Annotated in this window: 11 protein-coding genes; 3 read left to right on the forward strand and 8 right to left on the reverse strand. The window is 67.9% G+C overall.

Annotated elements, in window-relative coordinates:
- The coding region (locus tag IPV08_RS18450) for a hypothetical protein (protein WP_207412967.1) at nucleotides 1–657 on the forward strand (657 nt) is incomplete at its 5' end.
- Nucleotides 658–664: 7 nt separating this feature from the next.
- On the opposite strand, the gene IPV08_RS18455 is transcribed toward IPV08_RS18450, so the two are convergent.
- The 7 genes from IPV08_RS18455 to IPV08_RS18485 form a co-directional block, all read right to left on the reverse strand.
- Complete coding sequence (locus IPV08_RS18455) at nucleotides 665–2326, reverse strand: HWE histidine kinase domain-containing protein (RefSeq protein ID WP_348646160.1); 1662 nt, start codon at nucleotides 2324–2326, stop codon at nucleotides 665–667.
- Between the two features lie 310 nt (nucleotides 2327–2636).
- Nucleotides 2637–3374, reverse strand: coding sequence for a tRNA (guanosine(46)-N7)-methyltransferase TrmB (locus IPV08_RS18460; protein ID WP_207412969.1), 738 nt, complete (start codon nucleotides 3372–3374; stop codon nucleotides 2637–2639).
- Between the two features lie 3 nt (nucleotides 3375–3377).
- On the reverse strand, nucleotides 3378–4556 hold the full coding sequence (metK, locus tag IPV08_RS18465; protein WP_207412970.1) for a methionine adenosyltransferase: 1179 nt from the start codon (nucleotides 4554–4556) through the stop codon (nucleotides 3378–3380).
- Between the two features lie 138 nt (nucleotides 4557–4694).
- Nucleotides 4695–5117 (reverse strand): helix-turn-helix transcriptional regulator, encoded by a 423-nt coding sequence (locus IPV08_RS18470; protein WP_056454015.1) that lies wholly within the window; start codon nucleotides 5115–5117, stop codon nucleotides 4695–4697.
- Between the two features lie 656 nt (nucleotides 5118–5773).
- Complete coding sequence (locus IPV08_RS18475) at nucleotides 5774–6958, reverse strand: GNAT family N-acetyltransferase (protein WP_207412971.1); 1185 nt, start codon at nucleotides 6956–6958, stop codon at nucleotides 5774–5776.
- 103 nt (nucleotides 6959–7061) lie between these two features.
- Nucleotides 7062–8354 (reverse strand): hypothetical protein, encoded by a 1293-nt coding sequence (locus IPV08_RS18480; protein ID WP_207412972.1) that lies wholly within the window; start codon nucleotides 8352–8354, stop codon nucleotides 7062–7064.
- A gap of 6 nt (nucleotides 8355–8360) precedes the next feature.
- Entirely contained in the window at nucleotides 8361–9512 is a 1152-nt protein-coding gene (locus tag IPV08_RS18485) for a glycosyltransferase (protein ID WP_207412973.1), read from the reverse strand.
- 166 nt (nucleotides 9513–9678) lie between these two features.
- Between IPV08_RS18485 and IPV08_RS18490 the strand changes: the two genes are divergently transcribed.
- Nucleotides 9679–10908 (forward strand): DUF1972 domain-containing protein, encoded by a 1230-nt coding sequence (locus IPV08_RS18490; RefSeq protein ID WP_207412974.1) that lies wholly within the window; start codon nucleotides 9679–9681, stop codon nucleotides 10906–10908.
- Nucleotides 10905–12161, forward strand: a complete 1257-nt coding sequence (locus tag IPV08_RS18495; protein WP_348646157.1) for a cellulase family glycosylhydrolase — start codon at nucleotides 10905–10907, stop codon at nucleotides 12159–12161. Before IPV08_RS18490 ends, IPV08_RS18495 begins: the two co-directional genes overlap by 4 nt.
- Here IPV08_RS18495 and IPV08_RS18500 read toward each other — a convergent pair.
- Nucleotides 12121–13371 carry a VpsF family polysaccharide biosynthesis protein gene (locus IPV08_RS18500; RefSeq protein WP_348646158.1) on the reverse strand — a complete coding sequence of 417 codons (1251 nt, stop codon included), beginning with the start codon at nucleotides 13369–13371 and terminating at the stop codon, nucleotides 12121–12123. The two genes, IPV08_RS18495 and IPV08_RS18500, sit on opposite strands and share 41 nt — an antisense overlap.
- Between the last annotated feature and the right edge of the window lie 8 nt (nucleotides 13372–13379).

A 13379-nucleotide genomic window follows, 5' to 3' on the forward strand; every position in this document is an offset into this window, starting at 1 on the left:
GAGCCGGCACCGTCCGGGCGGCAGCGCCCCAGCGCGCTGGGGCTGTCCGAGCCGAGGCTCGCATCGCCACCTCATTTCACCGACGAGGCTTCGCCCCTCGGCAGCGACCCGGCTTCGCCGCTCCTGCCGGATCTCCTGCCCGAACCGCCACCTCCTTCCGTCGAGGAAGCGCGGAAGGACCAGGTCCGCACGGGAGGGCCCGAGATGGAAGCCGATGCCGTGCCGGCGCGGCGGATCAAGCCGAACAAGCCGCCTCGGGCGGTGAAGCCGATGGCGATGGTTGATACGGTCATCCCCGCGCCGGAGCCCGCGCCCCCGGTCGTGGAAGCGCCCGCCGCCGTCGTGGTGCCGCCTTCGCCGCCGCGCGACGCCGATCGGGACGAGCCGCTCGGGCTGCGGTCGTCGGTGGTCGACGAGCCGGAGCCCGTTGCGGAGCGTGCTTCACCCGAGGAGGTCGAACCGGCCGCCGGCCCCGCCAAGGCCGGCCTGACCGTCGTGGGCACCTATGCGTCGGGCGGCAACACTTACGTGATGTATTCCAACGGCTCTATCGAGGCGGATACGCCGCGTGGCCAGTTCACCTTCGACTCCCTGGATGAACTGAAGGCCTTCGTCGAGGCGGGCGGCGAAGACGGGGCTGCCCGCGGAGCGGCGTGACAGCCGGTCAGGCCAAGGGGTTCAGCCCCTCGGTCCGGGCGGGCAGCGGCGCCGTCATGGTCAGGCGAAACCCTTCGGGCGGATAGCTCGCAGCGATGTCGGCGCGGACCTGGGCCGTGAGCACGCGCTGCAGCAGGCGTGAGCCGAAACCCTGGCGGGTCGGCGGTCGCACCGGCGGCCCATCGGATTCCGACCATTCGAGATGCAGCGTCTTGCCGCCTGCATCCTCCATGACGCTCCAGGTGATGGCGACCCGTCCCTCCTGCGTCGAGAGCGCGCCGTGTTTCGCCGCGTTGGTGGTCAGCTCGTGGATCGCCATGCCGATCGGGACCGCGATCTCGGAGGCGAGGTCCACCGGCGGCCCGTCGAGTGCGATGCGCTTGGTACCCGGCCCGTCCGACGCACCGTCGCCATAGGGCCTGAGCTCGTTCTCGAGAAGGTTGCGCAGAGACGCGGTCTGCCAGGTATCCTCGGTGAGGACCGAATGGGTATGGGCCAGCGACATGATCCGCCCCACGAAAGCCTCGTAGAAGCTCTCGATGCTCGACGCGGTGCGGGCGGTCGAGCCGACGATGGCCTGGACGGTCGCCAGCGTGTTCTTCACCCGGTGGTGCAATTCACGGATCAGTAGCGCCTGCCGCTCCTCGGCGATCCTACGTTCGGTGACGTCGGCGACGACGCCGATGAGGCGGCGGGGAAGGCGATGGGGGGCATCGCTCTCGAAGCGCCCGGCCATGTCGATGATGCGCCACGCACCGTCATGCGCGCGCTGGATTCGGCCGCTGGCCTGTAGCGTGGAATCCTCGCGCAAAGCCGTCGAGATCGCCTGGCGGAATGCGGGCCGGTCATCAGGATGGAGGACGGTGCTGAGGAATTCGCGCTTGCCCAGAGCTCCCTCTTCGGGGTGTCGCCCGAAGATCGCGAACATGCGCTCGTTCTCCCAGACGGCTTGGTCGTCCAGCATGTGCCATTCGAAAATGCCGAGTTCGGCCAGCGACGTGGCGATACGCAGGCGCTCCTCGCTCTCGCGGAGGGCGTCGCGCGCCTCCACCCGCGTCGTCACATCCTGCAGTACGCCGACGACGATTCCGGACCGGCCGCCCACGGTACCGATCGCCTGCCCCCTGGCGCTGATCCGGATCTCGACGTCGTCGCCCGCCCGACGCAGGCGGGCTTCGATGGCGAAGGGAGTGCCGTCGCTCATCGCGGCGCGGACGGTGGTCTTCACTCTTTCCACTTCGGGCGCGTCCATCAGCTCGGCGACCTGCGGCCAGGTCAGCGACGTGCCGGGCGGGAAGCCGAGGATATGGGCCGCGCGCCGCGACACCCTGAGGAGCCCGTCGGCCAGATCGATCCGCCATTCTCCGAGCCCGGCGGCGGTAAGGGCGGCGCGGTTCTCCTTTGAGCGCACGATATCGTCGGCATCGACCCGTTCCACCACGAAGGTGCGGAAGACGCCCTCGTTCGTGGCTGAGGATGGCCGGATGCGGACGTCGAGGGGGGTGCCGCTCGCGGTGGTCCAGCGCCGGATGCCGGTGGAGAGCAGGCCGGAATCGTCTCCGAACACACTGACGGGCCGGCCTACCAGGGCTCCGGTCTCGTATCCCAGGAGGTTCGTCAGAAACCGGTTGGCATCGTAGATGCGATTCGTGGAGTGATCGACGATCACCAGGCCGATCCCGGCCTCCTCGAAGCCGCGCCGATATGGGTCGGCCGGGGAGCGCGCATCCCCAAGCACTGGCGATCCTCGATCAGATCCGCTGCCCACTCCGCACCCTCACTCGGCGGCGCCCCTGGACTCGTATGGGGCACAAGACTCGCTCCGGTAGCCCCGGATGCTCGTTGCCACGGTATCTGAAGACGCAACGCTCTGCGCCGCAAGGGCTTACGACGAAAAAGCTGTGCCGGAGCGCACCCGTCACTGGTGGCCGGATTTCGATCGCGCCCGAGCTCGGCGCGGCCGCATCGCTCCCGACCGATCAGCCGACGCGACGAAATTCCAGGTAGGTCGGGCCCCGGCCCGCCGCGATTGCCTTGGCTTCGTAGCGGGTGCCGGGCCATTCCGCGAAGGGGCGTTTCCAGTCGGTGGCGGCTTCGGCGGTCCAGCTGAGAGCGTCGCAACGCGCGGCGCGGACCAGGGTCCAGCCGGCATAATCGTCGATGTCGCTGGCGAAGCGGAAGACGCCACCGGGCTTCAGGACCCGGGCGATCTCGGCGAGCGTCTCGTCCGAGACGAACCGCCGCTTGCGCTGGCGGCGCTTGGGCCAGGGATCGGGATAGAGCAGGTAGACGCGGGCGAGGCTCGCATCGGGAATGGCGGCGAGGAGCCGAGTGGCATCCTCGTCCCAGATCCGGACGTTGCCGAGTTCGCCATCATCCACGGCCCGCAGGAGCTTGACGACGCCGTTGACGAAAGGCTCCGCGCCGATGATGCCGACCTGCGGGTAAAGCGTGGCCTGGGCGGCGAGATGCTCGCCGCCGCCGAACCCGATTTCCAGCCAGACCTCGTCGACCGGATTTGGAAAGAGTGCGGGCAGATCGAGCCTCGCGCCTGCTTTCGGCAACGCCACGCGCAGGCGCGGCAGCAGTTCGGCCAGCCGCTGCTCTTGTCCGGCACGCAGGCGCTTGCCTTTGCGCCGGCCGTAGAAGGCGCGGTCCGCGCCCTCGCTTCCGGCCCCGCCCTCGTCGGGCGGGAGATCATCCCGCCCGTACGTCACGGGTCAGGACAGGGCCGACTTGAGCTTGTCGGCGAGGTCGGTGCGCTCCCACGAGAAGCCGCCGTCATCCTCGGGCTTGCGGCCGAAATGGCCGTAGGCGGAGGTGCGGGCGTAGATCGGCTTGTTGAGGCCGAGTGCGATGCGGATGCCGCGGGGCGAGAGGTCGAGAGCGTCCATCAGCACGGTCTCGAGCTTGGCCTCGTCCACCGTCCCGGTTCCGTGCAGGTCCACGTAGATCGAGAGGGGCTTGGCGACGCCGATGGCGTAGGCGAGCTGGATCGTGGCGCGAGTGGCGAGACCGGCGGCCACCACGTTCTTGGCGAGGTAGCGCGCGGCGTAGGCCGCCGAACGGTCGACCTTCGTCGGATCCTTGCCCGAGAATGCGCCGCCGCCGTGCGGTGCCGCGCCGCCATAGGTGTCGACGATGATCTTGCGGCCGGTGAGGCCCGCATCCCCGTCGGGACCGCCGATGACGAACTTTCCGGTGGGATTGACGTGCCAGACGGTCTCTTCGCCGACCCAGCCCTGGGGCAGGGCCGCCAGGATGTAAGGCTCGACGATGTCGCGCACGTCGGCGGAATCGAGGGTTTCGTCGAGATGCTGGGTGGAGAGTACGATCTGCGTGATCCCGACCGGGCGGCCGTTCTCGTAGCGCACCGTCACCTGGCTCTTGGCATCGGGGCCGAGCTTGGCCGCGTCACCCTGCTTCGCCTTGCGGGCGTCGGCTAGGTCCTTGAGGATCTTGTGGGCGTAGTAGATCGGCGCCGGCATCAGCTCGGGCGTCTCGTCCGAGGCGTAGCCGAACATGATGCCCTGGTCGCCGGCGCCCTCGTCCTTGTTGCCGGACGAATCCACGCCCTGCGCGATATCGGCGGACTGGGCGTGCAGGTGGATCGCGATGTCGTTGTTCTTCCAGTGGAAGCCCGACTGCTCGTAGCCGATGTCCTTCACCGCTTCACGGGTGAGGTGCTCCAAGTGCTCGAAGGTCACGGAATCCGGTCCGCGCACCTCGCCCGCGATGACGATGCGGTTGGTGGTGGCAAGGGTCTCGACCCCGAGGCGGGCTTCTGGCATCGCCGCCAGATAGGCATCGACGATGGTGTCCGAGATCCGGTCACAGACCTTGTCCGGATGGCCTTCGGAGACCGACTCGCTGGTGAACAGGTAGTTGGAACGCGGCATCTGGGCCCCCCGGTTTCGGGTTCGCCTCGGCAGCGTTAGACCCGGTATTCGGAACGGAGAGCTTCTGGCACTCCCACTTCGACCGGTCAAGACGACAAACCGAACGTATCCGCTAAAACGAACAAAACATACTTTAGATCAACCGTTCAGTTTCTCGTCGAGGGCGTGGATCGCGGCAGCGAATTCCCGGCGGCTGGCGTCGGAGAAATGCTCCGTCACGTGCTTGGCGACGACATCGACGAGGCCGACCCATTGGGCCTGCGGACCCTCCTGCCTCACGAAAGCCCGCTGCGGTGCCTCGCTCAACCCCTGAGCCGGAACATCGTCGCTGCGCTCCATGCCATCGAAGAAATATTCGATCGGCATACCGGTCATCCGGCTGAGAATCTCGAGATGGATCGCGCTGATGCGATTGATACCCTTCTCGTATTTTTGAAGCTGCGCTGCCGACATGCCGAAGCTCTGGGCGACGCGCTTCTGGGTCAGGGCCGATTTCTTCCTCTGCTCGGAAATGCGCAGGCCGACATGGACATCGCGTGCATCGGTCTTTTGTCCAGCCATGTCGGATCCCGTGCAGTCTCATGAATCCTGTCGCGAGCCGTGCACTTGGGCAGATCGTCGTCGCTCAGGGCGCTCGCAGCTACTGTTTCTTCCACGTTCGCAGGTTCAACCCAACCCGAAAAAGCACGGCGCGGTGTGCTATTCCGAGCCGTCACCTTGTCCAGGATATGGACGATACGTCGAGAATGGAGAGGTGGCGTCCCCGGCAGGTCTCGAACCTGCGACCCCAGGTTTCATCCCACTTCGGCTTCCGCCGCCGCTCCGTGCAGGAGCGTTCGTGGTCTGGACTATCCCTTCGCCATGGACCGGTGGGGATTGACCCGTCGCGATCTTTAGGCGCCGCCCGTCTAGTCTCTACACCTTCCCCGGATGGGTCCGGGGCTTGGCTCGGGATCGGCCGGGCCAGCACGCGTGCTAGCCTTGGGCGTTCCCCGAATTTGAGCGGATCCGCCGCGCGGTTTCCCATCGCGGCGCCCAATTGAAGTTTAGGAAACCTGTGCTCTGTCCAGCTGAGCTACGGAGACTCACCACGTGTTCCCCTAACATCATCGGGCGGGCAGGCCAACCGGTACGGACGAGGGCAGCAGGCTAATCGCTCGAAGCGATAGGCCTGGCTTTACCCCTCGTCGCCGACGGCCGGCTTCCGGCCGGTCCCCTCAGGCGACTTTGCGCCGGAGCCACCGGCGCGCCTTCTGCGCGCGGGCAAACCATTCCGGATGGCCGCGCAGCCAGATCTTCGAGGCTTCGGTTCCCGCGATCAGGCGCCTCACCAGATGGCCGCGCAGGGTCACGACCTCGAAGAGCTCGCTCAGATCCCGGGTCTGAACCCCGAAATCCGACTTGTAGGGCATCACGCCGACCGTGAAATCGAAATAGCCGAGTCCCTCGGCGCGGGCCCAGCGCAGGGTTTCCGCGACGATGTGGAGGCCCGGCGACGTGTTGCGCCAGGCCTCGCCCGCCATGGTCAGGAGGATGCCATGGAAGGTTCCGCCATGGACGAGGCCGTAGGCGCAGGCGATCCATTCTCCGTCGACCGCCAATCCGAACAGGCGGACCGGTCCGCCGGTCAGGCCTCGATGCGCGCCTTCGCGGTAGAAGGCTTCGACATCGGGCCGGGAGAGAAGGTTGAACCGGCCGATCTCGGCGAAACGCGAGCGGCGCTGCTCGACCAGCGCATCGAAGATCCGGTCGACCTCGCCGGCGCTTCGCGCCTCCACGAAGGTGACGGCGCCAGCACGCTCCAGCCGGCGGCGCAGCTTGGCCATGTCCTTCAGGGTGCTGGGACGACACAGGCGCGACAGCAGCGTCTCGGCATCGCCCTCGATGGCGACGCCCGAGGCCTGCATGTCCATCCGGCGGTTGCCGGGCAGGGATGCGAACGGGTTCGGCCGGCCATTCACATCGTCGGGGATCCGGCTGATCTGGATCAGGTCGGTCCGGGGAAGCACGTCCCGGATCACCGCCCAGGCCTGTTCCATCTCTGCCGACGAGAGATCGATATCGGGGGCGAGGATCGGCGCCGCGTAGTCGCAGACCCCGAGATCGAGCCAGGTAATCGCGTGGTGGCCGCGCCGGCGCAGGCGCGCCAGGGGGACCAGCATGACCGGACGTCCGCCGGCGTCGACCACCTCGACAATGATCGGCTCGGCCTTGGATTCGGTGCTCAGACGCTCCGCCACCGCCGTCGCCCAATCGAGACGCTGATAGGCCGTGGCGGTCCCGTCGGTCTCGAACCGGCTCCAGAGACTGGCGACCGTCGCCATCGTCGTATGCAGGCGGGCGCTGTAGCGGCGGGCGGAGACGGGGAGCGTCGGTGCGGGACGTTCCGGGATCACGCTCATGACTGGGATGTCCTGGCTATCGTGGTATGGCGGAACGCTTCCGCCTGGGCGGCGGACATGCCGCGATGGACGGCGCGAGGGGCCTCGCCGAGAGAGTCGAGGGTCATCGCCCGGGCCTCGCTTCGAGATCGCCGCCGAGGCCGGGCTGCATCGGGTGACGGGCTGAGCTCCAGGGCTTCAGCATCCACAGGCAGCCCGCCAGGACCACGACTTCCGAACCCAGGACGCCGAAGAGCGACCAAGCCGGTTGGGCGATCAGGAGCAGGCCGATGACGGCGACGGCGCCGATTCCCACGCTCACGCCCGCGATGACCGCCAGGGGACGGAACTCCTGCATCGTCTCCATCAGCACCCTCATCGGCGCGTGAATGAGGGAGACCGTGACGATGGCCCAGGCTGCCACCGCGATCAGCGTCATCGGCGCCGCCGTGAACTGGCCGGCAAACAGCTTGTGCTCGATGAGTTCGAGCGCCCAGAGGATGATCACGCCGTAGGCGATGCAGCCGAGCCCCAGCAGGCCGGAACAGATGAAGGCGAAGCGGCGCGCGAGGGGGAAGTCGCCTCGGGCGAGATGGCCCGCCACCTCGGGCTGGACCATGTTGATGAGGGCGGATGCCGAGAGCCGCAGGGGTGAGAACAGCACGAAGGTGGCGGCCATCGGCGCATAGGCGGCCGGCCCCGCGATGGCGGCCACGAGAAGGCTCTGCCCCTGGCCCTGGACGTTGGCGGTGGTGACGTTGACCAGCGACCACGACAGGGTCGGGATCATCGCCCCGTAGCGGCGGCGCACCGAGCGGCCGAGGCTGAGCCGGATCGGTTCCCGCAGCAGCGCGAGCGATGCGACGATGCCGAGGCCGTTGGCGCAGGCCAGGGCGAACAGGGTCTCGTCGAGGCCGGGCGCGCCCTGGAAATGGATCATCGCCACGGTAAAGGCGGTGCCCGAGAGGGCGAAGACCACGTCTCCCAGCCCCGAGATCGCCGGCCGGTGCTTGGCGAAGAGCGCGAGGCGAAGATAGCTGCGCAGCGACCAGAGGCCGACGAAGAGGCTCCCCGCGAGGGCGTTGATGTCCGAAGTGGCCATCAGTGTCGCGCAGACCCCGGCCCCGATCGCCGCGGACAGGATGACCGCCACCGTACCGAAGGTCACATCGAAACCGCGCGCCGCGCGTCGTCCGGCGCGCGGCGGAATGGTGATGGTGGCCGGCACGCCGGCCAGCGACCGGATGTAGGTGAGCGCCAGTCCACCCACGAGAAAGAGAATGGCGAAGCGCCCGTAATCGTGCGGGCTCAGGCTTCGCGCGAGGACGATATTGATCCCGAAATGGAAGGCGCTCTGGGTGACTTCGCCCCCCAGCATGAGGATGAAGCGGCGCGCGAGGCGGTTCAGACCGTGCATGACGATTCAGCTCGCCGCGACGGTGTTGGCATCGGCGCCCGCGCGACCGCCGATGCGGGCACGGATCATCGCCACCAGCCCTTCCGCGGCGGCTTCCTCGCCGAACAGGGCCGCGTAGCGGGCACGGGCGGCCGCGGGGAATTCCTGCCAGGAAGCCGGATCGGTGACGATGCGCTTCAGGGCCGAAGCGAGGCTCGGCGCATCGTCGGGCGTGACGACCCAGCCGCTCGACCCTTCCTCGACCACTTCCGTCAGCCCGCCGATGCGGGATACGACGGGCGGGCGGCCATAGGCCATGGCCTCGATCGCCACGCGGCCGAGGGATTCCGGCAGGCGCGACGGCACCGTCACCACGTCCGCCCAGCGATAGAGATCGGATGGATCGTCGACGAAGGGGGAGAGGCGGATGATCGAGCCGAGACCCGCATCGGCGATCTGGCGGGCAAGCGCCTCTTCGCGAGCCGTATCCTCGAAGGCGCTGCCGACGATGCGGACCTCGATCCGCCCGCGCACTTCCGGCGGAAGCGAGTTGATCGCCTCGACCAGGATTTCCTGGCCCTTGATGCGGCTGATCCGGCCCAGCATCAGCAGGCGCAGGGGACGCGAGCCGTCATAGGTGGAGGCCGGTGGCGTCTCGGGCCCCGCGATACCGTTATAGACCACCCGCATGGCGACCTTGGAGGTCAGCGAGAAGGCCTTCGCGGTGGCGCGGGAGTTGAACACGATGTCGGCCCCGCTCCAGCGGATCAGCCCGCGCAGCAGCTTCAGCGTGGCGCCCTGCGGGATCTCGTGGACATGCACGATGGCACGACCCGGGCAGAGCCGGGCGGCGAGGAGATAATCCGCCACCACCGAGGTGTTGATATAGACGAGGTTGCTCGCGCGCAGCCGCCGCCAGGCGCGCAGCATCGCTACAGGAAGCGTCAGCAGGCCGAGGGTGGCGAGGCGCGGCAGGTCGCGGCGCCGGAGAATCCAGAGCGGCTCGAAGACGATCCGCGAGGCAACGCCTTCGAGGGCACCCACGATGGGGCCGGTGCGGGGCAGGACGACGTCGATGACGGCAGCCGGATAGGCCGCGCGGATGATCCGCACGCTCTCAACGAAGCTGCGGTCGGACCCATAGAGCTCGTATCCCTGGTGGACGCAGGTGATGCGCATGCCGACTCGACCTCAATCCCAACCTCAACTGCCCCAAGATGACATGCCACGATGTTTTCAATCGTTACCGAGCAAGAACCTCGCCCAGTGTAATCATGGCGCATGGTTGCCTGGAGATGATTCTCATGTCCCGTCTCGGGACCGTTGGGGGCTAAAGGAGACTCGGATGCCGTCGCACAAGCCCTCGCTGCTGATCCTGGGGACGCGTGGCATTCCCGCATCCCATGGCGGCTTTGAAACCTTCGCCGAGAAGCTCGCGCTCTTTCTCGTGAAGCGTGGCTGGCACGTGGCGGTCTATTGCCAGGACGAGGTCGAGGCGGTGACGGAGCGTTTCCGCACGACCACCTGGCAAGGCGTCGAGCTCATCCATGTGGCCGTCTCCACCAGCGGCCCGCGGGCGACCCTGGATTTCGACTGGCACTGCGTGCGCGACGCCGCCAGGCGGGGCGGCGTCAGCCTCGTCCTCGGCTATAACGGGGCGGTCTTCCTGCCGTATCTGCGCCTCTCCGGCGCGAAGATCATCACCAATATGGACGGCATCGAGTGGAAACGGCCGAAATGGTCCATGGCGGTGCGCGCCTGGTTCTGGACCAATGAATGGATCGCCGCCTGGGCTTCGCACCGCCTCGTGGCGGACCACCCCGCCATCGCCGACCATGTGGCCACGCGCCGTCCGCGATCCGCCATCGCCACCATTCCGTATGGCGGCGATCCGATCTCGGCGGCGCCGACCGGGCCCATCGAGGCCATGGGCCTGAAGCCGGGGCGGTACATGACCTCGATCGCCCGGATCGAGCCCGACAACAACATCCTCACCATGGTCGATGCCTTCTCGCGCAAGGTGCGGGGCATGCGGCTCGTGGTCCTCGGCACGCTCTCCGACAGCAATCCCTATCACCGCGCGGTGAGGGAGGCGGCCAGCGACGAGGTCCTCTTTCCCGGCGCCATCTACGAATCCGAGACGATCAGATCCCTGCGCTTCCATGCGCGGGCCTATCTGCACGGGCATACGGTGGGCGGTACCAACCCGTCCCTGGTGGAGGCTCTGTGGGCCGGCAATGCGGTGATCGCCCATGACAATCCGTTCAACCGGGGGACAGCCGGCGAGGAGCAGTTCTACTTCGCCGATGCGGATGCCTGCGAGCGGCACATCGAAACCCTGATCGCGGACGACGGCGCGGCGAGAAGGGCGGGTGTCGCCTCGCTCGCCCGTGCCGCCGACCGCTTCGAATGGTCGGAGATCCTGAAGCAGTACGAGGAAGAGGCCATGGCGCTCGGAGGCTTCGCCGCACCGGCGGGCCAGGAGTCGAAGCACGCCGGCACCTCGTCCGCCCATCTCCCTCCGGCCCCTAGGCCGATGGCGGTGGGAGGCCAGAGCCGAGATCGCGCTTCGTGAGGCCAGCGCCCACACGCAGGGCGATCCTCGCGGCCGCGGCATGGACGGCGACACAGGTCCCGGCCGCCGCCGCCCCGCCGCCGCCGCTCCGCCTGAGGCGCGGCGTCAACACCTGGCCCTGGTTCTCCCTGACGCGGGAATTTCCGGCCCCCCGCACGGATTACGGAAGACCGCCGTTCCAGGAAGGCCGGCCCGTCCCGACGAGCCGCGACCTCGCCCGTCTGCGCGCCGCCGGGTTCGATTTCCTGCGCCTGCCCGTCGATCCCGGCCCCTTCGCTGCAGCCGCGCCGGAGGAGCGCGAGCGCCTCATGGCCGAGCTCAGGGCCGCGGTGGAAGCGGCGTTGCGCGCGGATCTCGCGGTCCTGGTCAATGTCCAGGCCAACGGTGCGACCCATCACTGGAACCCTCAGAATTTCTACGGTGATCCCGGCGCGCCGCTCTTTCCCGCCTATCGCCGCTTCGTTTCCGACCTCGCCCGCATGATGGAGCGGATCGCCCCGGAGCGGCTGGCGCTGGAGCCCGTCAACGAGCCGCCGCAGGATTGCGGCGCGGCATCGTGGCTGACGATCCAGGACGATCTCCTCGGCGAGGCCCGCCGGGTCGCCCCGCGCCTGACCCTCGTGGCCTGCGGCGCCTGTGGCAGCATGATCACCGGGCTCACCGCCCTCGACCCCGCGCCGCTGGCTCGCTTCGCGCCGCTCCTGTTCACCTTCCATTATTACGAGCCCTACCTGTTCAGCCATCAGGGGGCGCCCTGGATGCGGGAGCCGGTCTACCGCGCGCTCAACGCGGTACCCTGGCCTGCCTCCGCAGGCAGTCTCGAGGCGACGCTCACCGCCGTGCGGAACCGGATGGCCGGTGATGCCGGTCTGTCGGCGGAGGCGAAGCGCGACGCCTACGTCCTGTCCGAGGCCAAGCTCGGCGAGTACTTCGCCGCCCAGCCGGACAAACGATACCTCGCCCGCCACCTCGCCATGGTGGGGGAATGGGCCCGCCGCCACGGCATCGCGCCGGGGGTCATCGTCCTCGGTGAATTCGGCGCCCTGCGCAGCGATGCGCGCTACGTCGCCGCTCAAGCGGACGACCGGGCGCGCTACGTCCGCGACGTGCGGGAGGCGGCCGAAGCCGAGGGCTTCCCCTGGGCCTTCTGGAACCTGTTCGACGGGATGGGGCTGATGGACGATGCCAGCAAGCGCTTCGATCCGGCCATCGTCACCGCCCTCGGTCTGCGCGTTCCGGCGGACGATCGCTGACCGCGTGGAACAGGCCGAGGAGGAGGATGGCGAATTTGGCCAGGAGCGTGGTCTTGCCGCCGATTCCCTCGAACGTGTTCACCAGGATGACGAAGGCGATCACGGGCAGGAACGTGCCGGTGCGGCAATGCCGAACCAGTTCCATCATGTAGAGCGTCACTGCCGCAGTGAGCAGGACCGTCATGAAGATGCCCTGGTAGACGAGGGTTCGGACGATGGGGTTCTCGATGCCCCATTCGAGCCCGCTCACGCGCCGTAGCGAATCCACGAGACTCATATCCGGCCCGACCAGCAATTCGCGAAACGGAATGCTGGCGACGAGGTCGAACATCTCCACGCGGGCATTGGCGCTTCCGCCATCCGCCATGAACCGGCTGAGCAGCGCGTCGAAGAACCCGCCGGCCGCGAGGCCGCCGATGCCGAGGGGCACGAGGGTGAACAGGAAGATCCCCGCCGCTGCCGCCAGGAGCGGAATCCGGCCCGCGCTCAGCACCTTGTGCAGGGCGAAGAGACCATAGCCGCCGCCGAAGATCAGCGTGACCACCATGGCCGAGCGCCCGCCGAAGGCGACGAGGGCGGCGAGTTGCAGCCCGATCATCGCGAGGCGTTGCGGAACCGTCATGCGTCCGCCTCCCCCGATGAGGGCGAGGACGTAGCAGGCCGTGAGGGTGGCGTTGCCGAGGGGGTGCCCCTGAAGTGCTGCCGAGCGCGTATCCGTGGCGAAGACCTGACCGTCCAACCGATAGGGAAAGAACAGGGTCTTCGTCGCGAATTCGGTGAGTCCGAGCAGGGCGTTGACGAGCATCACCGCATGCACCGTCAGTTCGAGGCGTCTCCAGGTCAGCGCGTCGCGATCGGCCAACAGCACGGCGAAGAGGCCGGGGAGCAGGAATGTGTCCAGCGCTCCCGCCATGCCGGGCCCGCTACGCAGGACGATGTGCAGGAAAAGCCCAATGCTGCAGACGGCGAGCAGCATCCCCGCCGGCCGAACCTGCACGGCATAGACGAGGTAGCTCGCCGGGTTGCCCGACTTCAGCGCGGCCCAACCGAACAGGACGAGGACCAGATAGGTCGAGGGGTGGATCTTCTGAGGGGCCGCACCCGTGAGCCCGTCGTAATTGATGCCGACATTCCACAGCATGCCGCCCGATACGCCGAGGATCAGCACGGTGAGGGCGATCAGGCCGAACGGCATCGGGCTGCGCGACACCGCTCCGG

Origin of the sequence: Methylobacterium sp. SD274 (assembly GCF_017355285.1) — a bacterium.
GTDB lineage: Bacteria > Pseudomonadota > Alphaproteobacteria > Rhizobiales > Beijerinckiaceae > Methylobacterium.

What these genes read in the sequence shown, in the direction of transcription:
- metK (WP_207412970.1), bottom strand. Translation starts at nt 4,556, where the DNA reads ATGCCGCGTTCCAACTACCTGTTCACCAGCGAGTCGGTCTCCGAAGGC.
- IPV08_RS18470 (WP_056454015.1), bottom strand. Translation starts at nt 5,117, where the DNA reads ATGGCTGGACAAAAGACCGATGCACGCGATGTCCATGTCGGCCTGCGC.
- IPV08_RS18475 (WP_207412971.1), bottom strand. Translation starts at nt 6,958, where the DNA reads ATGAGCGTGATCCCGGAACGTCCCGCACCGACGCTCCCCGTCTCCGCC.
- IPV08_RS18480 (WP_207412972.1), bottom strand. Translation starts at nt 8,354, where the DNA reads ATGCACGGTCTGAACCGCCTCGCGCGCCGCTTCATCCTCATGCTGGGG.
- IPV08_RS18485 (WP_207412973.1), bottom strand. Translation starts at nt 9,512, where the DNA reads ATGCGCATCACCTGCGTCCACCAGGGATACGAGCTCTATGGGTCCGAC.
- IPV08_RS18490 (WP_207412974.1), top strand. Translation starts at nt 9,679, where the DNA reads ATGCCGTCGCACAAGCCCTCGCTGCTGATCCTGGGGACGCGTGGCATT.